We start from the raw sequence: 21,207 nt of genomic DNA on the forward strand, positions 1-21,207 counted from the left end.
AACTAAAAGAATTTTCTATGGGTTTTGGGTGCATCATGTTTAAAGCTGTCTAAACCATTGACAAATCTGACATAGCCGATATAATCACGCAAATTAATTGACCATGATGACCGTTGTGATGTTCTCGATGTGTATGGCTTGTTTGTGTACATGTCTGTGTTGTATGAAAACACAGAGAACTGTTCAACACGCCATCATAGGTTAATCGAATATAAGATATATAAACGTAAAACCAGACCGGTGAACAGTTCCTTGCACGTAGAAGATGTTCATCGGCTTTTTTTGTGAAAAGCCCGAAGACATCGGGCTTTTTGTTATTTATACCCAGAGGAGATGACTTTATGAAGGCAAGTAACAAATTATGGAGTGAACAGAAATTGGAAAGCCCCATCCCTGAGTTAATGCGTGAGATCGAGATTTATGAGACTGAGATCGAACTCCGTAAGCAGGGAAAGATGGATGAGAAATTATTTGCCGAAACTCGCCTGCGCCGTGGTGCGTATGGACAACGCTACGACAACGGTCAGCGTTGGGATGGCAAAGAGACTCGTGCGCTTCCGTTCCCATCTGCATCTACCGATCTCACTAAAGGTCCCAACACCGTTTGGGATGCACCTGGCATGCAACGCATCAAAGTGCCATACGGCGGCATGAACCCCGAGCAACTCGAAGTGATGGCGGAATTGGCGGAGGAATATGCTGACAATATCGCCCACGTCACCACCCGCCAGGATTTTCAACTCCACTTCATTCACATTGAAGATACGCCCGCTCTGTTGCGTCGCCTTGCGGCTGTAGGCATCACCTCTCGTGAAGCGTGCGGAAATTCTGTCCGCAATATCACGGGGTGTCCGTTGGCAGGTGTGTGCCACACCGAATCGTTTGATGTGACTCCCTATGCAAATGCCCTCACATTCTTCCTCCTCGGTCACCCTGACATCCAGGATTTCGGTCGCAAATTCAAGATCGCCTTCTCGGGTTGTCGTGATGAAGCCTGTGGACTCGTGAACCTGCACGATATGGGTGTAGTTGCCGTGACACGCACAATTGACGGTGAAAAGAAGCGTGGCTTTGAAATGTATGTTGGCGGTGGTCTCGGCACCGTTCCTCATCAGGCAAAACTGCTTTATGAGTTTGTCACCGAAGAGGAATTACTTCCTGTGTCACAGGCGATCTCTCGTGTGTTTGCCCGCCTCGGCGAAAAGAAGAATCGCAATCGTGCCCGCATCAAATTCCTCGTGGCGCAACTTGGTATCGAAGAATTCAGACGTCTCGTGACGGAAGAACGCGCCATACTTCCTCATGATCCACGCTGGACGGCCTATCTCTCCGATATTCACATCTTGGATGAAAAACCGCTTCGTCCCGCTACGCCTTTGGTTGATGCGCCTCAAACGGACTCTTTCCAACGCTGGTACAAAACCAACATCTACAAACAGGTGCAGGAAGGCTACGTCACTGCTACGATCACGCTTCCATTAGGTGACCTCACAGGCGATCAACTGCGTGCACTAGCTGACATTGCTCGCAAATTTACTAATGGAACTCTCCGCACAACCGTTGACCAGAACATTGTCTTGCGCTGGATCAGCGAAGGTGACTTGCCCGAAGTCTACGCGGCACTCGAAGCCGTAGGGCTTGGCCAAGCCGGCGCGGGCACCATCGCAGACATCACCTCCTGCCCAGGAACGGATACCTGCAAGCTCGGCATCTCCGCTTCTCGTGGGCTTGCTGGTGAATTGCGCCAAAGGCTTGCTGAGAAGAGTTACACACTGGATGAAGCCGTACAGAATTTGCACATCAAAGTCAGCGGTTGTTTCAATTCGTGCGGTCAACATCACGTTGCCGATCTTGGTTTCTATGGCGTCAGTCGCCACTCTGGCAATTACACGGTCCCGCATTTCCAATTGGTGTTGGGCGGCGAATGGGCTCACAATGCAGGTTCATATGGTCTTGCAGTAGCGGCGGTCCCAGCGAAGAGAATCCCCGAAGTGGTGGAGCGACTCACGGGTCGGTATGTGGCGGACCGTCAGAAGAATGAATCGTTCCGAGCGTTCATACAGCGCATTGGCAAAGTCGAGATCAAGAATATGGTCAACGATCTGACGAAGATTCCCGCGCACGATGAAGACCCAACAATTTATACCGATTGGGGCGACAGTCGCGAGTTCACGATCGGTGATATCGGTGTGGGTGAGTGCGCAGGTGAAGTGATCTCACATGCTGAGTTTGGTTTGGGCGCCGCTGAGCGACAAGTGTTCGAAGCGCAGGTTCTTTTGGATCAAGGCGCATATCAACAAGCAGGCGAGACCGCATACAAATCCATGTTGCAGGCGGCGAAGACTTTGGTGCAGGAACAATTTTATGATGTACCCGATGAACCGAATCGCATCGTTGAAGAATTCCGCACACGCTTCTATGACACCAAGTTGTTCTGGGATGAATATGCAGGTGGTAAGTTCGGTCATTACTTCCTGCGCGCGCACGAAAAGTCGAACGAGCCTTACACACGCGATGAAGCCTATCGTCGTGTCGAGGAGGCACAACTTGTTATTGAAGCCTCGCACAGTTGTTACGGCAAACTGCTCGCCGCCAAGCCAGCTGTCCAATCTTTAAAACTGCCGTTGAAGTAATCAGCATCAACAACTAATAGGAATAAAATCATGGAACTTCAACATATCAATCTCAAATTCTTCATCGAGAACGGTGCAAGCCTCAACCTCGAATCATTTCACGGCGTCTTCAACAAGTGGATTCAAAAGAGTCTCACGAATGATCTCCTCGTGGATGTTGCCGAATATCTCCACGTTCACAATGGACCTGGCGTCATGCTCATCGGTCACTCCGCCAATTACAGTCTTGATCTCACAGCGGGTCGCCTCGGTCTGCTCTACAATCGCAAAGAAAAAGTTGTGGGTACCAATCAACAAAAACTTGCCCAAGCCGCTCATGCCGCATTGAGTGCCATGTTGATTCTCGAAAAAGAAAACCGTGTGCGTTTCATCGGTAACGAAGTGCAACTCATTATCAATGACCGCCTGCTCACACCGAACACCGCTGAAACTTTTTCAGAACTTAAATCGGATCTGGAATCCTTCTTCGGGACTCTGTTCAAAGGCTCGAATGTGACTCTCGCCCACAGTTCTTTATCTGAACCCCGAGCACGCTTCACTCTGGACGTGAAGTCTGCTTCGGCTTTCGATGTGCAGTCTCTCCTCGATAACATCTCCACCGAACTGGAGCCTGTCCATGCTTAACTCCTATTCGTCTGACGGGATCGTATACATCATCGGTGCTGGACCTGGTGATCCAGGTCTCATCACCGTCAAAGGACTGGATCGACTCCGTCAAGCGGATGTGGTTTTATATGATCGTCTCATCCCACAGGAACTTTTGCTGGAAGTCTCTCCATTTGCGGAATTGATTGACGTGGGCAAAGAGCCAAAGCGACATCGTCGCTCTCAGGATGAGATCAATGCCTTATTGATCGAGAAGGCAGGGCAAGGCAAAAGCGTGGCGAGACTCAAAGGTGGCGATCCATTCGTCTTTGGGCGTGGAGGCGAGGAATGTCAGGCGTTGGCAGAGGCGGGCATCCGTTATGAAGTCATCCCTGGTGTGAGTAGTGTCATCGCTGTCCCTGCCTATGCGGGTATCCCTGTAACGCAACGCAACGTGACCACATCCTTCACCGTCATTGCAGGTCACACAGGCGGCTCTGAAGCGGACGTGGATTGGGCATCCATTCCGCGCAATGGCACGATCATATTCGTGATGGGCGTGGAACACATGCCACAGATCGTTCTGGAATTGATCTCACGTGGTTTCTCGCCAGAGACTCCCGCCGCTGTCATCGAAAAAGGGACAACGCCGAATCAAGTTGTGGTCACCGCCACACTATCAGACATCGTCGAAAAAGCGGCACACATGCAACCACCGTCCATTTTGATCGTCGGTGAAGTTGTGCGCTTGCATGAAGAACTCAATTGGTTCAATTTGGAATCAGCCAGCTCATTGCACTCACAGGGCGTGCTGGTGGAGAAGCAGTAGCAAGCTACTGCATTCCATAAAAAGGATTTACCGTTATGACCACACAACTCAGAACTGTTGAAGTACAAAACTGGTCTCCTGAATCATTGAAACAGGTCAGCCAATCCCTTGAAGGCAGTTCGCCCGCTGATGTTTTACGCTGGGGTTTTGACAACTTCGGTGATGGCATCGTAATGGCAACAGGCTTCGGACCTGAAGGTGTGGTCCTCATGCATCATGTGTCACAGATCCGCCCTGAGACGATTGTCTTTTATCTCGACACTGATCTGCTCTTTTCACACACCTACGAACTGCGTGATGAACTCGTACAAAAACTTGGCATCCGCTTTGAGCGTATTCACAGCGGCATCTCATTGCCCGCTCAAGCCGTCCGCCACGGTGACAAGTTGTGGGAGAGTGACCCAGACACCTGTTGTTTGATGCGCAAGGTCATTCCGCAACGACAGTTCCTCGCGAAACATGATGCGTGGATCACCGGCATTCGCCGTGACCAGACCGCTTTTCGTGCCAATACGGGACTCGTCGAATGGGACTACGCCAACAAGATGGTCAAACTCAATCCGCTCGCCGCATGGACAAGCGATCAGGTTTGGGAGTACATCAAAACTCGTGATCTGCCCTACAACCCTCTGCATGACTATGGCTATCCTAGCATCGGTTGCTGGACATGTACCAAAGCTGTCGAACCTGGGCAAGACCCGCGCTCAGGTCGCTGGTCTGGTAAATCCAAAACTGAATGCGGAATCCATTTACCTTCCGTCAAAGACCCGAAGGCAGATAACATTTAATCGATCCTTACGTGATGTCATTCTGAGCGAAGCGAAGAATCTCTACGACCATCTCAGAGACCCTTCGCTATCGCTCAGGGTGACATACCTGAAAGTAACCATGAACACTTACTACCCCGTTTATCTTGAACTCCGAGACCAACCCTGCCTTGTCGTGGGAGGAGGAAAACTTGCCGAGGAGAAAGTCGTTGGCTTGTTGGCTGTTCACGCGAAAGTGACGCTCATCTCTGCCAAGATTACTGCACACCTCAAACAGTTGGTTGACGAGAATCAAGTCACTTATATTCCTCGTGCCTATCAACAAGGCGACCTTGCCGATGCGTTCATGGTCATCTGCGCCACGGACAACGCGGAGCTGAACCAACAAGTCTGGGACGAAGCCTCTGCCGCTCACAAACTCGTCAATGTGGTAGACGACATTCCTCACTGCAATTTCATTGCCCCTGCCATCATCCGCAACGGAGATTTGACCGTTGCCATCTCGACCAGCGGACGTGCGCCTGCATTGGCTGTCCGTTTGAAGGAGCGTTGGCAAAAGGAACTGGGAAACGAGTACGCTCACTTCCTCGAACTGGCGGGACATTTGCGTGAACCGCTCGCTCAACACATCCCTGATTTTGCGACTCGCAAAAAACTCTGGTATGAGATTGTAGACTCAGGTATTCTCGAAGTCCTTGCGCAAGGGGATGAAGAACGAGCCATTGAGATCATTTCTGAAAAAGTCGGGTTTGAATTTCAGCCGAGAGTGAAGGCGTAATGTATATCCTTTGCGTTGGCATCAACCACGCGACAGCACCACTTCACATCCGTGAACGGTTTGCATTTGATTCTGAATTCAAGCCAACCTTGAACGAGTCACTTGCGGGGTTGATCGTCCTCTCCACATGCAATCGTGTGGAGTTGTATGCCACAGCGAACATCAAAGATTTTTCTGGGTTGGATGAATTGCTCGCCAAACATGGCGGTGTGGATCAGCGTGAACTTTCGCAATACATCTATCGCCATACCGATGATGCAGCCGCAGGTCATTTGATGCAAGTTGCCGCAGGGTTGGACTCGGTTGTGCTAGGTGAACCCCAAATCTTGGGGCAGATTACTCGTGCATTGGAAACTGCTTTGGCGGAAAATACATCAGCGCCGTTGCTTGCTAGGCTATTTCAAAAAGCCATCCATGCAGGGAAACGAGTGCGGAGTGAAACGGGTATTGCACGCAACCCCACGTCCATTGCGGGTGTGGCGGTGAGACTCGCTTCTGAGAACCTGCCTCATTTACCTTCCATGCAAGTGACAGTCCTCGGCGCAGGCGAAACGGCTTCGTTGGTTGTTGGTGCATTGCGCCAACGAGGCGTGGAAAATCTGCAAGTGTTGAACCGCACATTGCGCCATGCGGAAGAACTCGCAAGTTTTTGGGGCGGGAGCGCCCGTCCGTTGAGCGACTTGCCCGTTGCTCTGCAATCGAGTGATCTCGTTGTATCGTCTGTCCAGTCACCTCAACCGATTGTCCAAACACAGACTGTTGCGTCTGCTATGCAAGTCCGCCCGCAACGTGCATTGACCTTGATCGATGTTGCCGTGCCGAGAAATGTTGAGCCTGAAGCGGCACATATTCCAAATGTCTTTTTGCATAACATCGATAACTTGCAGACTTACTTGAAGCGTTCCGTTGACTCACGCCAACAAGAACAACCTCACGCCGAAAAAATTATCAATGAAGAACTGAATGAATTCCGTGATTACCTGCGGACTTACCAAATCTTGCCTGTTATCACAGCGCTCTACGACCGTGCGGAAAGTATCCGTGTAAACGAGGTGAAGAAAAGCATCAAACGTATGACAAGCCTAGATGAGGCGGAGCAGGCAAAGGTCATAGCAATGAGCCGTGCCATCGTCAGCAAAATACTTCACGTGCCAACATCCCATCTGAGAAATTCAGAGCATGCCGTTGAATATGCAAGCATCCTGAATGAATTATTTGAATTATGAAGCTCATCTTCGCAACACGTCCATCCGCATTGGCACGCTGGCAAACATCGTACGTCATCAAGCTGTTGAAAGCGGCGCATCCCGAACTCGAATGCGAAGAGCGCATTATCACCACCAGCGGCGACCGTATCGTTGACCGCCCATTGCCCGAGATCGGCGGCAAGGGGTTGTTCACGAGCGAACTCGAAGCGGCGTTGCGTTCGGACGAGGCGCATGTTGCGGTGCATTCGCTCAAAGATCTGCCCGTGGATGATTCGCCTGGCATCATCACTGCCGCTATCCCTGTGCGTGAAACGGCGTTCGATGTGTTGGTCTCGAACAGTGGCACGCTCGATCAACTGCCGCCTGCCGCACGAGTTGGCACATGCAGTGTGAGGCGCACCGCCCAACTGCTCGCCCGCCGACCCGATCTCACCATCCTGCCATTGCGTGGCAACGTGGATACCCGTCTTCGCAAACTCAAGGACGGCGACTACGATGCCATTGTGCTTGCGTATGCGGGTCTCGTGCGTCTCGGTTTGGATTCGCACATCACTGAAACATTTTCTTTGGAAGCAATGTTGCCCGCGCCTGGACAGGGCGCTCTTGCGATTCAATGTCGTGCCGATGATGAAGTGACGCGCGGACTACTCGCATCGCTTCACGACTCACCGACAGCTGATTCTGTTTCAACAGAACGTTCCTTCCTTTCAGCTTTAGGTGGAGGCTGTTCGATGCCGATCGCTGCGTATGCCGAGAAGATCGAGGATCAAATTCTCTTAACTGGTGCAGTGATTTCACCCGATGGTAAACGCTCCATCCGCTTAACCGCCGCAGGGACCGATCCCAAAGAACTAGGTCATCTGCTTGCTCGTTTTGTATTGGAACGTGGCGGTGCGGATATTCTCGGCTTGGAACAAGTGGCGATCTAGGCATTTCCCTCGTTGTTATGATGAATAACCCCTCCCAGGAGGGGCGTCTTGCACTTGCTCAAGATATATAACCCTCGTAGAATCAGAGCGGTAAAATTTGAGCATTCATCTTTGCAGTGGTATGGGAAAGGAATTGACATGGCAGATATACAGGAATTTGGGGAGCGTCTGATCGGCAATCTGGAGCAGGTGATCGTTGGCAAACGACATTCGATCGAGTTGGTTGTGATCGGTTTGTTGTGCCAGGGGCATATTTTGATCGAGGATGTGCCGGGTGTGGGGAAGACCATGCTGGCTCGTAGTCTTGCCAAGTCTCTCGATTGTTCATTTAACCGCATTCAGTTCACGCCCGATATGTTGCCCAGCGATGTGACGGGCGTTTCCATTTATAACCAGCAGAAACGGGAGTTCGAATTTCGCGCTGGCCCGATCATGGGACAGATCATCCTTGCCGACGAAGTGAACCGTGCAACGCCCAAGACACAGGCCGCTTTGCTTGAAGCGATGGAAGAGAATCAAATGACAGTGGATGGTATTACGCATCCGTTGCCGCAACCGTTCATGGTGCTTGCCACACAGAACCCGATTGAATATGAAGGAACATTCCCGCTTCCTGAGGCCCAGCTTGACCGTTTTATGATGCGCGTCCGCATGGGGTATCCCAGCCCGGTAGAAGAGATGAAAATTTTGAGCGGGCAACAGTTGAAACATCCGATTGAAGCGTTGAAGTCGGTAGTCAAGGTAAAGGATGTGTTAGCCGCAGTCAAAGCTGTGCGTGAAGTATATGTTTCGCCTGCGATCCAAAAATATATTATTGACCTTGTAGGTCGCACCCGCCAAAGCGCAGACGTGTACCTCGGCGCCAGTCCGCGCGGAAGTTTGGCCTTGTCACGTGCCAGTCAGGCACATGCCGCCATGCAAGGGCGAGACCATGTTTTGCCAGACGATGTGAAGGCGCTGGCTGTTTCTGTGCTTGGACATCGTGTCATCGTTTCGCCGGCGGCACGCTTGCGCGAGTTGAGTGCTGATAAGATCGTGGAAGAAGTGCTGCACAGTGCGCCGGTGCCGGGCGGTGATTACAGAGCCGCTGCAGACGCTCAAGCGGCTCGCCCACAAACTCGAGGAAAGAAGTGACGCCGGGTCGTATCTTTGTTTTGTTGATCCTTGCAATTGGGGGGATCGGAACGATGGTCAATGGCGCGGTCTTTTTTGTGCGCCTGCTCTATTTGGGTGCGGCTTTGCTCTTGCTGGCATTGTTGATGACGATAACATCCATGAACGGCCTCAAGCTTGAGCGACGCGCTCGTTCCTCGCGGGCGGGTGTGGGGGACGTGTTCGAAGAACACTTTGAAGTGGTGAACGACAGTCCCTTTGCAAAACTCTGGCTGGAAGTGGCAAACGAGACAAAGATCCCCAATGCCACTGGCTCACGCATCATCACCATATTGCAGGCGCGACAAAGACGTTCTTACACATCCCGAACCTGGCTCACCTCCCGTGGTGGATTCTCGCTCGGCCCCACCACCATTACCTCCGGTGATCCGTTCGGCATCTTTCGTATGTCGCGACAATTCCCCGCGTTGTCGAATCTTATCGTGTTTCCCATGCTGTTTCCGGTGCAAAACTTTTTATCACCTCCCGGCTTATTGCCCGGCGGTAAGGTGATTCGGCGCAAGTCCCTTGATATTACGCCGCATGCTTCGGGTGTGCGCGAGTATGTATCCGGTGATCCGATGAAACGTATTCACTGGCCCACAAGCATGAGGCGCGGCCAGCTTGTGGTCAAAGAGTTCGAGCAAGACCCTCAATCTGAGGTTTGGTTATTTCTTGATACTCACAAGAGCGTGCACGTCTCAAAACCCGGCGAGAGCTACGATCATCCCATCGACGATATGTTCCTGCTTCGTCGCCGCAAAGTGACATTGCCTCCCTCCACGCTCGAATATTCCATCAGCATCGCCGCGTCGCTCGCGCATTATTTCATTGGGCAACGGCGTTCGGTCGGTTTGTTGACCGCATCTGAGCTTTCACATAGGATCATCCCTGCAGAACGAAGCGAGCGACAAGAGGGCAAGATCCTCGAAGCGTTGTCTTTCTTGCAAGCCGAAAGCACTGTCACATTGCCGAGTCTTGTCACCGCCCAAATGGGACAGTTGCCTCAGGGGAGCAGTGCCATCCTCATCACGCCCATGGTTTGGACTGAACTGTTGATTGGTGTGGATAGCCTTCTACGCCGCAACTTGCGCCCGGTGGTTGTGCTCCTTATGTGTGCATCGTTTGGCGCGCGTCGTGGCAACGAAAATCTTTTGAAATCTCTTCAGGAGCGCAATGTACCGGTCTGCCCCGTCTATTGTGAGGACGATCTCTCCGAAACCCTCTCGCGTTTTTCTGCTAATACTTTTTCACAGGATCCTTCATGGCGTCAACCCGTATTGTCACACTTGACCTGAATTTTCAAGGACGCACTCACGCGATCTCTGCCTTTTTGATTCGACAGGGAGACTCGGTCGTCCTCATCGAAAGCGGACCTGGCTCGACTCTTTCCGCGCTGGAAGCTGGTCTGGCGAAAGAAGGCTTATCTCCCCGAAACGTGACTCACGTCCTGCTGACGCACATTCACCTTGACCATGCAGGGGCGGCAGGCTGGCTTGCCAAGCAAGGTGCGGAGATCTATGTACACCCCGTTGGTGCGCCGCACATGTTGAACCCTGAAAAACTCATCGCCAGTGCCACGCGCATTTACGGTGATCGGATGGAGTCGCTTTGGGGTGAGTTCCTGCCGGTGCCGCAGGACCAACTCAAAGTCCCGAATGACGCGGAGCCCATCCATATCGGCAATATGGAATTCATCCCGCTGAATACGCCCGGTCATGCCGAGCATCATTATTGTTATCTCTTTGAAGATATTTTGTTTTGCGGTGACGTGGGCGGCGTGCGGATCCCCGGCTATCAATATTTACGAGTGCCCATGCCGCCGCCGGAGTTGCACCTGGAGCGCTGGCACGAAAGCATCGCGCGCATCCGCAAGGAAAAGTTCTCGCGCATCGCGCCGACTCACTTCGGCATTTTCGATAACCCCCAATGGCAACTGGACGAGGTGGAAAAAGTTTTAGACTCTGCCTCGCGCTGGCTTGACCATGCCATGCCCGCGCAACCGCCCATCGAAGAACTGCGCCAAAGCTTCACCGATTGGATGATGAAGGAAGGCGAGAGCATTGGTTTGGATGAGGCTACTGTGAAAGCCTACGAACTTGCCAACCCGCTCGGCATGAGCGCGGATGGGCTGCTGAGATATTGGAAGAAGATTAGGCAGGCGGCTGGCTAAGGTGCATTCAGTGGGAAAATAAAATTCGCCGCATCGGGACGTTCCTCCCAGCCGTGCTTGGGATAGAATCCACGCTGATACGAATCCCGTTTGCGCATGTTGAGTAACATCAAGCGAGAACAACCTCGCTTCTCTGCCTCTACTTTGACCGCATCTAAAAGTTGACCACCGATGCCCTGTCCGCGAAACTCATCCCAGATAAACAACTCGGATACATATCCCTCTGGCCCGGTGAGAAGCAAATAGGGGAGCCAGTGGACTGCGCAATATCCTGCGACTTCACCATTTTCCGCTTGCGCTACAAGGATCAAGTGACTGTCATCTGACAGGCATAACGTCAGATGTTTGTGAACGCGCTCTTGAGTGGCCTCTTCGAGCTCATCGTTGATATGGGCGAAGAGACTTACCTCTCTTAATAGAGTTGAGATCGCGGGAACGTCGGACGCTTCCGCTTTTCGGATATGAATATTCATTTTGATTTCCTTTGGAACGGCTCGCCAGAAGTGATGAACAACTATGGCTTCAAGGTCAAAACTTCCAACAGGGTGGTATTGGGAATGTTCTGCTGGATATATTCGATCTCTTCCTTGTCCTTGTAGGTGTTGTTCTCAGGCATCCAGTGAATGGGAACGATCACTCTCGGTTTCACGGTCTCTGCAAAACTGACCACGTTCTTTCCAGAGAGAGAATATAAGTTTCGGACGTTCAGAAAAGCGATGTCGATATTGGATAAGCTCTCCATTTCTGGATTCAGATCCGTGTCTCCGGAGAAATAGAGGCGCGTATCGTCAATGGTGATGATGAATCCGAGAAACCCCGAAGTTTTGGGGTGATTGACATTATACGATGCGATGCCTTCTATCTCCAAATTGTCCACGTTTGTCTTTTCACCGGGCGCAAGAGGGGCAGTGCTTAGATCACCAAGAGTGCTGATTATCCCTGCAGTGGAAACAACTTTTGTATTTTCATTCGACAACGCCGTGATAGTTTGCGCGGAAAAGTGATCGGGGTGGTCGTGGGTTATGAGTATGATGTCCGCTTTGGGGAGTTGCGCGGCGTTGACCAGATCAACGGGATCCAGATAAATGACTTTGGTGCCCGCCTGGATCAAAACGCCGGTGTTCCCATAGGGATTGGTTGACCTGAGCCATGTGATTTTCTCAAGCATCGGTGAGACCTTGTCTTCTGTGGGCGCCACTGTAGGCAAAACGGGAGCGGACGTGGGAGATGGCGGCACTGTTTCTTTTGCCGATTGGGATGCACTTGTACATCCAGTTGCCAAAACCAAAATTAGACCCAGAATGATCCAGGCCGTCCATATGTGTTTGCGATCCATGTTTATGTTCCTCCATTTGTTTTTGATCGCAAGCCGTGCTCTCAGTTGTGTTAGTCCCGCAGTTCCTTGAGTAGTTCGTACCCCTGCGGCCATTGACCGAGATCACTGCTTGCGTTGATATGTCCACGGTTCCCGATGTTGACCAGCCTGCTTCCCCAAGCTTTGGCAATACGGGCTGTGTAGTCTGAAGTTGCGTATGGATCGTCGTCACTTGCAACGATGATGCTTGGGAAGGCTAGAGTCTTCATCGGTGTTTCGGAAAAGCCAATCGCCTCCTTGGGAAAGCTGGGCCCGGATGGATCGGGCACCGCAACCAGAAGGGCAGCTTTTATAGCCAAGTCAGTCCCTGCCGCCCAATGGGCAACCGTTAAACAGGCGAGGCTGTGTGCGACCAAAACAACATTTGGCCCCGTATTTTTTACAGCCCTTTCAAGCGTGGACACCCACTCTTCGCAGATGGGTTTGTTCCAGTCTCGTTGTTGGATACGGATAAAGTCAGGGTTGGCTTGTTCCCAAAGCGACTGCCAGTGTAGCGGACCAGAGTTCCCTATGCCGGGAAGGATGAGTATGGGTGATGTCATGATAGGCTCCAATGATTATTAGGATAATGATTTGAATTGTTTTCGGTAAAGTATAAAAGAAATTTGATGTTGTGATAACTCGAATAGGTGATGATGTAATAGAGAGTCAAGAATGCATAACGCAAGTTTGTCTTGACAAATAACTGAAGGGAAGATTAGAATGCAAGCATTGAATTTGCTTGGGGGAAAATCCCATGCACAAACTTTCATAACATAAATTTCGACACAATCAGGGGCACGTTACTGGTTGCAGACAAATCAGGAGGATCTATGTTTGCTATAAAGCCTAAAAAAGAAATCGTATTTAGTGTTTTGTTAATTGTTGTCATGATATTCAATGCTGTTGTTCCAATACCTGCACTTGCAATGTCTGTGACTGATAATAGTCAGACTGATGAATCGTCTATTGTTATATCTGAACATAAAAAAGGTGGTGGTGTAATTGCTAACATCACATCACATTTATTATTTGATCTTGTTTCCAATAAACCAACGGCGACTGCAACTGTTTCGCCAACTATGACTGAGACTCCTCTGCCGGAGTTGACGCAGGCTTCCTCTCCTATAACTGACGTTACTCCGACTTTTGATGTTACTCCAACAGTGACTGAAACACTTAATCCTTCCTCGGTGCAGACGGATACATTAACTCCAATGGGGACATCTACTCCTGGTAGTATATCGACAACCTCAGGTAACGTGCCATCGCTCTACTTTAATTTTACGGCCCAGCCAGAACAAGTGACACCTGGCGGTACGGTGACTTTTACGTTAGAAGTTTTGAATACCGGCCAATTGCCTGCAACAGGCGTCCAGTTTTCAAATGTAATTCCGGATATGTTTAATAACATAAAAAGCAGCACCCCAAATATCGCTTTTAATTCGAAGACCCGCACTCTGGTAGTGAAAAGTAAAACGGACATCTCCCAACATGACGGAATTACCTTGGATGTTGGCGAAAGCCTGACCATTAAATATACAGCTGTTGTGAGTTCAGATATGCTTGGGTCTCAATTTATCGATTCAGCAAATTTAATTGCTGATGGATTGATAGATCCTCTTACTGCTGAAGCAACTTTTTCACTTGTTGACACAGATAGTTCATTAAGTACTCTGGATGCCGAAGGTGGAGAAGCCCTTGGTCTTAATGGACATGTAAAAGTCAAATTTCCGAAAAATAGCGTCGATGCAAGAAAGGTTGTAGCCATTCAGGATCTCAAATCAAAATCACAGCCCACGAAAGATGGGCAACCATGGTTGATGTTTGAGCTTCAGTTACGTTCTCCCCAGATGAGCAGTGTACAACTTTTGAGCCCATTAAATACGGGCGGCGACTCTCTCCAGGATAATATTTCTGTTCCTGATCAGTCATCTGATACGGTCAAAGACATTGCAGATGGCATTTTAACGTCAACGCCCGATCCTTTGCACATTGTTACACCTACCCCTGATAAAGAAAAGAAATTTTCAAAAGAAAAAGATCGCATCATATCATTAAAAACAGAGGAAGCTAAATTCAAAGAACCGGTGGAACTCACTGTTTCTTTTGACGGACTTGCAGACCTTGCAACGCTTACTGCTGATACTGTGCCTTATCTTGTTACTTTAGACGAAGCATCCAATACTTGGGTGCGAGTACCTCTGAAATCCATAGACCGCGAGGCTAATCAGGTCACTGCTGAGATCACACACTTTTCAACATGGGGCATTGGTTTTGGATCATCTTTCCCGCAGAACAGCGCTAATATATTATTGTTTGATAATGCATATCCTACACTATTTACAGGACGTTCCAAGTATTCCATACCCCTGTGGACACCTCCGGGCAGAAATGGCATGGAGCCTTCACTAACGTTGTCATACTCGAGCGGTTCTGTCGATGGGGTGTTGGGTGATGTGCAGGCACCTTGGGTAGGCATGGGTTGGAACATTGACACTGCCGAGATTGCTCGCAAGATTACCACTGGTGATTGTGGTACTGTATGCGGTAGTGGCTCATATGGCTATGAAGATAAATTTGTTCTCCTGCTGAATGGTACAGGCTATGAGCTTATTCCTAACGATGTAACACCCGGACGTTATCACACCAAAAGGGAAAGTTTTATGTATATCCAACGTCACAATGACGTTTTGGGTAGCCCAAGCACCAGTAATGCAACAGGTGAATGGTGGGAGGTTGTAGAAAAGGATGGCACCCGTTGGCGTCTTGGATGGAATGCTAATGCTGAACAGCTTGCTGCTATGAAGGGTTATCCTGGTACTAATCCACCAACCGGCGCGTGGGCTACACTTGGTTATGCAGGGAATGAACCCAATGTAGTGGCGTTGCGTTGGCGTGCCGATCAGGTGACCGATGTATATGGCAACCAGATGACTTATAGCTATTCCGAAGAAAACCGATTGGTGTCGGGAACCAGCACCAATTATGACCGTGCAAGTTATATTGATACGATCGCTTATACAAAACATACCTCGGGAGCACCCATAGAGGGATATTCTGTAAAATTTGTGCTTGAAAGCCGCGGAACAAACGATGTGCCTGCAACCCAGACCGCATGGGATAATTGGGATACGCAACGCCTTGATCGGATCGATGTCAAATATGGCTCAACGGTTATTCGTACCTATGACTTGGGGTATACAATTCGTTCCTACAGTGACGGTTTGCCGGTTGTGAATTGGCAAACAACAACCCTCACTTCTATAGCAATGACTGGCAGTTCGACCGGTTCGCCGGTTGTGACTACTTCAGCTCCGACAATTGTCCTTGGCTATGTAGACAAGAATAACCGTGCTGCTAATGGGTCTAATTCGAATGAGTGGGCATATCCACGCTTGGCAAGCATCTCAAACGGTTCGGGGAGCATCACATCCTATTCCTATGCCGATGATGGGCGGCCATATACATCCTGGTACAACTGGAATGTGACAACCCTTGATGTTACCGATAGCATCAATACCAACCCCATGAGGACTACCTTTGCCTATAGTACGCCTTGCTACAGTGACAGGACGGCCGGGTGGTGTAACGCGAGTAATACCGGTGAATTAATTGGATATGGACAAACCACGGCAACGAACCTGGCATTTGATCTCTCGGCAATTCTTGCAAAAACAGTTCATAAATTCTCTACGAGTGAAGGTTTCTCCGGAAGTGAACCCGAAACGCTTTATCAGAATGGATCCGGTACAACCTTGAAAAAAACCCATACCCAATATTCGGGTACATGGGTAACCGGATACCCCGGATCTCCATGGGACGGGGTCATGTTTGTAAGTCCACTCTATGTAGAGGAGTTCGTATATACTACAAGTCTGGTTCTGACGCACCGTACTGGGTATGGGTGGAATTTTAATACCGGTAATATGATTACCGAACAACAAGAGGATGGCGCAAATAATCTTTACCGCAGGATAGATTACGAATATGTGACCAACACATCCCCCTCGGTTTGGATACTGGACACAGTGGCTCGCCGTACTGTCAAAGATGCAACTGGTGCAGTTCTTTCCCAACAGGAATACGGTTACAACGGCAATTTGCCAGGTGTAGGAACACCTACAACGAATAAGCCTAACCTAAGCCGTCTTGTTAACGGGTCGCAGACTGTTGATGCAAAGTATGTATATGATACCTATGGAAACCTCACTGAAACGGATCTATATAAATCCTATGGTAGCACAGGCAGTCAGCCTTCTGGCGCTTATATTGCTTATGGAAGTGCGTATGACAGTGCTCTGAAAACATATGCCCTGTCAAAAACCACCCCCATAATTCCTGCGACGACGATCACATATGATTACGGATTGGGATTGCCGCTTACGGTTACAGACCCGAACGGTAACACAACAACTAATACATATGATGGGTTGGGACGTGTTACATCCATAAAGTATCCGGGTTTTACATCCCCGAATCTCAAATATACCTACCCAACTCCTGCAGGTTTGCCGCTTGCTGTGAGTGCACCGTCTGCCGTCAAAGCAGAAATATGGGATCAAACTGCCAGTGTGTACCGTTCAGCCTGGCAGGTGGTAGATGGTTTTGGCCGTACGATCCAGACCCAAAGTCCATATGAAACGACTGGGTATTTAATCCTGAACGATACTTCTTATACTGCGCAGGGACTTACCCAGTATCAAGGGCTCCCGCGTACGTTGAGCGCTACTGGGGGTAGTTATCTTGCACCTACTTGGACAAGTGTTCCTCATACGACGACAGGATATGATGCATTAGGCCGTGTATCCTTGGTTACATACCCAGATAACACACAGGAAACAGTTAGTTATTCAGGATTGCGGACCACCACGATTGACCGCAATAATCACCAAAAGGTTGGAGAGACCGATGCTTATGGGCGTTTGGTGAAATTGGAAGAATATACTGGGAGTGGCCCATATACCTTATACGGCACAACTACCTATGAATACGATGTGCGTGACCTGCTTAAAAAAGTGACCGATGCATCCGGGAATGTGACCAATATTGGCTATAACGGTTTTGGGCGAAAGGATTCCATGACCGACCCGGACATGGGTTCGTGGGGATATGGGTACAGTGCAGTAGGGAATCTTACCAGTCAGACAGATGCACGTGGCTGTGTTACAACCATAGGATATGATGACCTGAATCGCCCCACTGGAAAAACGTACACAGGGCCAGGCGCATGCGATAGTACGCCGGATGTCACTTATACATATGATGCCATAACGAGTGGCAACGAAGGTTGGGGACGCCGCACTGGCATGACCGATGGCAGCGGTTCTACTACTTATTTCTATAATGTGTTGGGCCAGGCGACCAATGAAACCCGCACGGTGGAAGGCACGAATTATGGTTTAAGTGCCACATTCGATGCGTTCGGCCGGTTATTAACTCAGACTTTGCCGAGCACGGAAGTTCTCAACTACTCATATAATGCCATGGGCGCAATTTCCAGCTTGAGTGGTACGAATACCTATGTTTCTCAAATTCATTACAACGCCATGGGGCAGGTAACAGACCAATTGTTGGGTAACGGTTTGACACAGCAATCCTGCTATGAAACAAATACACAGCGTCTCTCAGGAATGCGGGTGTACTCAGGGGCGTTGCAAACCTGTGGAACAACCCCAACTAGCCCGAAGCTTCACCTCGGTTATACCTACCAGGCCAATGGCAATGTAAGTCAAATCACCGACGCCACGCGCAACGAAACCTTAGCCTACACATACGATGAGCTCAATCGTTTATTAACCGTGAGCGGCCCCTATTCTCGTAAGTTTGACTATAGCGTTACCGGTAATATGCTTGCTACAACTGGCTTTACGGCGCTCTCTTCTGGCATTTTCCATGATTGTGGTTTCACTGCCAGTACTGGCGTTCGCTGTTGGGGTGCAAACGATCAGGGACAGTTAGGCGATGGTACTACTACCGATCACCTTACCGCGCCGGTGAATGTGAGTGGCCTCACCAGCGGTGTGAGTTCCATTTCTGCAGGCTATGAATACACCTGTGCTCTTACTCAACAGGGAGGTGTCAAATGTTGGGGCGATAATACTGCCGGGCAATTGGGCGATGGTACTACCACAGACCGCGCCACCCCGGTCAATGTTAGCGGCCTGACGAGTGGTATAGCAGCCATCTCTGCTGGATATCAACACACTTGTGCATTGACAACGACTGGGGCCGTAAAATGTTGGGGTAGTAATTCCAATGGACAGTTGGGAGATGGAACAACAACCAATCGCACCAGTCCTGTGACGGTCAGCGGACTTGGAAGCGGTGTTGTAGCGATTTCTGCCGGGGGAGAACATACCTGCGCCTTGCTGGCCACTGGCGGAGTGAAATGCTGGGGCAATGATGCGCAGGGACAGGTAGGCGATGGTGCACTTTCCAATGCGCGCACCACTCCATTGGATGTGAGTGGCCTGACCAGCGGTGTAAAGAAAGTATCCGCTGGTTGGAGTCATACATGTGCATTACTCACAAGCGGCGGAGTAAAGTGTTGGGGTAACAATTACAATGGCCAGTTGGGGAACGGCAGTAACGGCAATCAAAACACCCCTGTGGATGTAAGCGGTTTATCCAGCAATGTGGCAGTTATTTCAACAGGATATTCCCATACTTGTGCAGTGACAAATGCAGGCGGTGTTAAATGTTGGGGCGATAATTCCTACAATCAACTGGGCGATGGAACAACAACTGCCCATAACAGCCCTGTAGATGTTAGTGGATTAACCAGTGGTGTTGTTGCAGGCGGCATGAGTGTTGGGTCATACCATGCGTGCGTACTAATTCTGGATGGTACACTCAAATGCTGGGGAAATGGTGAAGATGCGGTACCTACGGCTACGAGCTTTAGTGCACTGACCACTTACACATACGGTGACACTGCTCACAAACATGCTGTGACTTCTCTTAATAGCGGCGAATCCTACACCTACGACGCCAACGGCAATATGACCCAACGTATCGAAAACGGACTGACCTACACCCAGGTCTTTGATGCCGAAAACCGCCTCATCTCTGTAACTGTGAGCGGACAGACCACCCAATTCGTTTACAACGGCGACGGGGAACTCGTCAAAAAGATCAAGCCTGACGGGAGCAAGACCATCTATATAGGCAAACTCTACGAAGTGGACAAATCCTCGAGCGGAACCGTCACCCGTACCGTGACGTATTACCCCGGCGGCGCGATGCGCATCAATAGCACGCTGTACTATATGCTCAAAGATCACCTTGGTTCTGCCAGCGTAGTCACGGATTCAACAGGCGTAGTCGTTGGCGAACAACGTTACTATCCCTTTGGTGAGACTCGCCTCACCACAGGGACGATGTTCACCGATAAGCTGTTTACGGGCCAACAAGAGATGGCTGGACTGGGCATCTACAATTACGGCGCAAGATTCTATTCGCCGAAACTGGGACGCTTCCTCAGTGCAGATACGATCGTGCCGAACCCATACAACCCGCAGGATTTGAATCGTTTCTCGTATGTACGGAATAATCCGTTGCGGTATATCGACCCCACTGGACACTGGACATGCGATGATGTACTAGGTGATAAATGTACTCACACGCCTGTGCCTAAGCCTAAGCCGCCGTTACCTGACCCTGATGATGATGACCCACAACCTGATAATGATGGTGGTGGAGGGTGTTCAGGAGTCTTATGCATCCCCCAACCAAATGATCCGCCGACAACAAATTCGGGCCCTGTTTTATGCGGCGCCCTCGCGAACGGATATCCTTGTGAGGATGCTTCACTTACATCTTATGAAACACTAAATTTAGTGGGGAATTTATACATTGGAGGTTTAATTGAAGTCGGTATTGGAATACCAGTAGCAATTGTTGGTGTACTCCTGTCTTCAGCACCACATCCTCTTCTCAAGGGTATAGGTATAGCAATGACTATAACGGGCATAGTTTTAAGTGCAGACGCCGTTGCTACAGGAGTTTTGGGATCGGAAATATGGCTTGGCATGAATCCAGATTATGAAAATGGTGAAACTCAAGTTGCTATCATATATGATGCAGCATTCCCTGATGTAGTTGAATATGGCGGATACTACCAACCGCACGATTCCTATGGTTTTCTTGGAACGGTGATTCTGGATGATTTTCTTGAAGATCACTAACTAAAATTTAACATCCTAAGGACGCGCGTACTGTTAAATATAAAGATGATTCGCCTCCTAGTATCAATTTGTTTTGAGGATAGAACTACATGAAAAACTACACGATGTTATCAAAAATATGGCTTGCGTTCATTCGAATTGCTTTTCTCTACTTTAGCATTGCACTGGGTGTTTTCGTAGGGTATTTCATACCTTTACTGTTGTTGCCTATATCTCCTCCGTCACATTGGTCCATGTCTAATTTTGAATTTTCCAAATTGACAATGTTGATAATGATACCTGTATATTTGACTCTTACGGCATTCACAGCGTGGAAAAATAAAACCACCTTGAAAGAGGTGTTTGTCGAGAGAGACAAATTTCCGATCCCACTATTTCGGCACTTGATAGTTGTTTTCCTTCTGGTGGCATTTTTTGTGGCGGCTATACGTTTAGGCTTACAACTGTTATTGTTGCAGATTGTGGTGGCTTGAATAGTGGCGGTTCATATCTTATGGCATCAAAAGATCGGAATGTGCTCACTATTTTTGTTATTTGTTTGGGCGCGATTGTTACAGGAAGTTTATTAGAGTTGACTTGATTGCTATACAACGATAAAAGATAAAGATGT

15 protein-coding genes are annotated in these 21,207 nt (G+C 49.5%); 12 read left to right on the forward strand and 3 right to left on the reverse strand.

Going from position 1 to position 21,207, the window contains the following annotated elements:
- Positions 1-341 precede the first annotated feature (341 nt).
- The 10 genes from IPP66_14015 to IPP66_14060 all read left to right on the forward strand — a co-directional run bounded on the left by IPP66_14015 (position 342) and on the right by IPP66_14060 (position 11,054).
- A complete protein-coding gene (locus tag IPP66_14015; protein ID MBK9926387.1) occupies positions 342-2,633 on the forward strand; it encodes a nitrite/sulfite reductase in 2,292 nt (763 codons plus the stop codon).
- Between the two features lie 30 nt (positions 2,634-2,663).
- Positions 2,664-3,257 carry a hypothetical protein gene (locus tag IPP66_14020; GenBank protein MBK9926388.1) on the forward strand — a complete coding sequence of 198 codons (594 nt, stop codon included), beginning with the start codon at positions 2,664-2,666 and terminating at the stop codon, positions 3,255-3,257.
- Complete coding sequence (gene cobA / locus IPP66_14025) at positions 3,250-4,047, forward strand: uroporphyrinogen-III C-methyltransferase (GenBank protein MBK9926389.1); 798 nt, start codon at positions 3,250-3,252, stop codon at positions 4,045-4,047. The genes IPP66_14020 and cobA overlap by 8 nt, the downstream gene beginning before the upstream one ends.
- A 35-nt stretch (positions 4,048-4,082) precedes the next feature.
- Positions 4,083-4,835 carry a phosphoadenylyl-sulfate reductase gene (locus IPP66_14030; GenBank protein ID MBK9926390.1) on the forward strand — a complete coding sequence of 251 codons (753 nt, stop codon included), beginning with the start codon at positions 4,083-4,085 and terminating at the stop codon, positions 4,833-4,835.
- A 100-nt stretch (positions 4,836-4,935) separates the two neighbouring features.
- Positions 4,936-5,592, forward strand: coding sequence for a bifunctional precorrin-2 dehydrogenase/sirohydrochlorin ferrochelatase (locus IPP66_14035; protein MBK9926391.1), 657 nt, complete (start codon positions 4,936-4,938; stop codon positions 5,590-5,592).
- On the forward strand, positions 5,592-6,818 hold the full coding sequence (locus IPP66_14040; GenBank protein ID MBK9926392.1) for a glutamyl-tRNA reductase: 1,227 nt from the start codon (positions 5,592-5,594) through the stop codon (positions 6,816-6,818). The genes IPP66_14035 and IPP66_14040 overlap by 1 nt, the downstream gene beginning before the upstream one ends.
- Positions 6,815-7,729, forward strand: coding sequence for a hydroxymethylbilane synthase (gene hemC, locus IPP66_14045; protein MBK9926393.1), 915 nt, complete (start codon positions 6,815-6,817; stop codon positions 7,727-7,729). The genes IPP66_14040 and hemC overlap by 4 nt, the downstream gene beginning before the upstream one ends.
- A 138-nt stretch (positions 7,730-7,867) precedes the next feature.
- Complete coding sequence (locus IPP66_14050) at positions 7,868-8,863, forward strand: MoxR family ATPase (GenBank protein MBK9926394.1); 996 nt, start codon at positions 7,868-7,870, stop codon at positions 8,861-8,863.
- Complete coding sequence (locus IPP66_14055) at positions 8,860-10,179, forward strand: DUF58 domain-containing protein (protein ID MBK9926395.1); 1,320 nt, start codon at positions 8,860-8,862, stop codon at positions 10,177-10,179. The genes IPP66_14050 and IPP66_14055 overlap by 4 nt, the downstream gene beginning before the upstream one ends.
- Positions 10,146-11,054 carry an MBL fold metallo-hydrolase gene (locus IPP66_14060; GenBank protein ID MBK9926396.1) on the forward strand — a complete coding sequence of 303 codons (909 nt, stop codon included), beginning with the start codon at positions 10,146-10,148 and terminating at the stop codon, positions 11,052-11,054. Before IPP66_14055 ends, IPP66_14060 begins: the two co-directional genes overlap by 34 nt.
- On the opposite strand, the gene IPP66_14065 is transcribed toward IPP66_14060, so the two are convergent.
- Genes IPP66_14065 through IPP66_14075 form a run of 3 tightly spaced genes read right to left on the reverse strand, consistent with a single transcriptional unit; the run spans position 11,051 to position 12,971 of the window.
- Positions 11,051-11,527, reverse strand: a complete 477-nt coding sequence (locus IPP66_14065) for a GNAT family N-acetyltransferase (protein ID MBK9926397.1) — start codon at positions 11,525-11,527, stop codon at positions 11,051-11,053. The genes IPP66_14060 and IPP66_14065 overlap by 4 nt on opposite strands.
- Positions 11,528-11,568: 41 nt before the next feature.
- Positions 11,569-12,390 carry an MBL fold metallo-hydrolase gene (locus IPP66_14070; protein MBK9926398.1) on the reverse strand — a complete coding sequence of 274 codons (822 nt, stop codon included), beginning with the start codon at positions 12,388-12,390 and terminating at the stop codon, positions 11,569-11,571.
- A 50-nt stretch (positions 12,391-12,440) separates the two neighbouring features.
- The gene (locus tag IPP66_14075) at positions 12,441-12,971 is read right to left on the reverse strand and encodes an alpha/beta hydrolase (protein MBK9926399.1); all 531 of its coding nucleotides are present in this window, start codon (positions 12,969-12,971) and stop codon (positions 12,441-12,443) included.
- Positions 12,972-13,241: 270 nt separating this feature from the next.
- Here IPP66_14075 and IPP66_14080 point away from each other — a divergent pair, with 270 nt between their 5' ends.
- Together IPP66_14080 and IPP66_14085 are read left to right on the forward strand one after the other, a co-directional pair.
- Positions 13,242-20,597 carry a DUF11 domain-containing protein gene (locus IPP66_14080; protein MBK9926400.1) on the forward strand — a complete coding sequence of 2,452 codons (7,356 nt, stop codon included), beginning with the start codon at positions 13,242-13,244 and terminating at the stop codon, positions 20,595-20,597.
- Between the two features lie 89 nt (positions 20,598-20,686).
- Positions 20,687-21,070 (forward strand): hypothetical protein, encoded by a 384-nt coding sequence (locus tag IPP66_14085; protein MBK9926401.1) that lies wholly within the window; start codon positions 20,687-20,689, stop codon positions 21,068-21,070.
- The last annotated feature ends 137 nt before the right edge of the window (positions 21,071-21,207 follow it).

This window comes from Candidatus Defluviilinea proxima, from assembly GCA_016721115.1.
In the GTDB taxonomy this organism is placed as follows: domain Bacteria; phylum Chloroflexota; class Anaerolineae; order Anaerolineales; family Villigracilaceae; genus Defluviilinea; species Defluviilinea proxima.